This is a genomic window from Streptomyces sp. NPDC005070, from assembly GCF_053600395.1.
This window is the reverse complement of record NZ_JBSFZS010000471.1, coordinates 1-1,611: the sequence shown is the minus strand read 5'-3', so window position 1 is coordinate 1,611 and position 1,611 is coordinate 1. Positions and strand designations below refer to the sequence as shown.

The 1,611-nt window shown below is 71.7% G+C and carries 1 protein-coding gene; it reads right to left on the bottom strand.

Going from position 1 to position 1,611, the window contains the following annotated elements; translation table 11 throughout:
- Positions 1 to 135: 135 nt before the first annotated feature.
- A complete protein-coding gene (locus ACWEBX_RS40350; RefSeq protein WP_451889669.1) occupies positions 136 to 1,290 on the bottom strand; it encodes a S1 family peptidase in 1,155 nt (384 codons plus the stop codon).
- Positions 1,291 to 1,611 lie beyond the last annotated feature (321 nt).

Sequence of the window (1,611 nt, the reverse complement as noted above, 5' to 3'; positions counted from 1 at the left end):
GGGCGCGCCGCCGCGCCTGCCCGATGGGGCCGGGGCCGGGGCCGGGTCCGAGTGCCGACGTTCCGCGACGCGTGCGGCGGACGACGCGTGGGTGCGCCGGCCCGCTCGGCGTGCGAGCGGGCCGGCGCGGTCGGTTCAGGCGGTGTGCAGGGTGAGCCCGTAGCGGTTCAGGATCTCGTTCACGGGCTGGTACCAGGTCTGGCCTCCGCTGGTGCAGTTGCCCCAGCCGCCGGAGGTGACGCCCTGTGCCTGGTCACCGCTGATGAACGAGCCGCCCGAGTCGCCGGGTTCGGCGCAGACACTCGTCTTGGTCATCTGGTGCACGGCGCCCTGGCTGTAGTTGACGGTCTCGTTCTTCGCGAGGACGGTGCCGCAGTGCCAGTGGGAGGTCGAGCCGGAGCGGCAGATCGACGCTCCGACGGGTGCCTCGCCGGAGCCCCGGACGAGCTGGTCGGAGACGGTGCCCCAGCCGAGGACGACGGGCACGGTCCACCAGCCGCTGCCCACGTTGACCCAGGCGTAGTCGTTGTCCGGGAACGAGGAGCCCTGGAAGGTGCCGATGTAGCTGTGGTCCCAGCCGCTGACGCCCGCGCCCGGCTGGGCACAGTGCCCGGCGGTGACGAACCCCCCGTACACCGAGAAGCCTATGGAGCAGCGGACGTTGCCGGTGTAGTACGGGTCCCCGCCCACCGTGCCGGCCGCGTACGTCCTCGGGGCCTGGCCGGTCTGCCGCACGACCACGGGACCGGACGCGCGGGCGCGGGCGACGAACGTCCGGACATCGTTGTCATCCTCGTGTGCGGACACCACATCGACGACGACGGAGTTGGCCCGGGGGTCGACGTGCCAACCGCTCACGCCGGCCGGTGCGTCGAGCGCGTCGACGCGCGCCATGGTGCTGTCGAGCTGTCGCCGGCTGTGTTCGACCAGGGTGACGCGGGCGCCGGTCGCCTCCACGGCATTCCGCGACGCGGCCTTGGTGACGGCGACGACGAGTCTGCCGCTCCCGGCGTCGAACCAGGAGCCCCCGTAGGAGGCACCGGCCACGCGCCGGGCGTCGCGCTCGACGCCGCGTGCGGCGGTTTCCCGGGCGAGCCGGGTGGTCGCCTGCTGCCGGGTGAGCCCGAGGTCGTGCTGCATGGCCGAGAGGACGGCCGAGGAGGCGGGCGCCCGGGACGCCGTGGCGGTGAGGGGGGCTTCGCCGGCGGCGGCCTGGGTGAGTCCGAGTGTCGCGGCGCCGGCGAGCAGGCCGGTGGTCAACGCGATGCGCAGAACTGTGGTGCGTCTCACGGTGGTTGCCTTTCGTCGATCCGATGGTCGGTGAGTGGGGCGAAGGGCAGGAGAGAGCGCTCTCAGAGTTGCGTGAACGAGGGTAGTGCGAGGCTCCTGTCAGGTCCATACCAATGCGCGGACCGTTCGCCGGGCCCGTCCGGAGTGCGGCGGCTTCGGGTGTTCCAGGCCGCTGCCTCGCGTTGTGGTCCGTGTGGCCCTGAAGGGGCTTTCGGAGTCACTTTCCGTCAGCGTCCGTTGTCACATCGAACCGTTCCTCGCGATCGTGCGGCCGAGGGTGAACAGCATCTGATCACCCTCGTGTTGGCAGTAGTCTTTTCG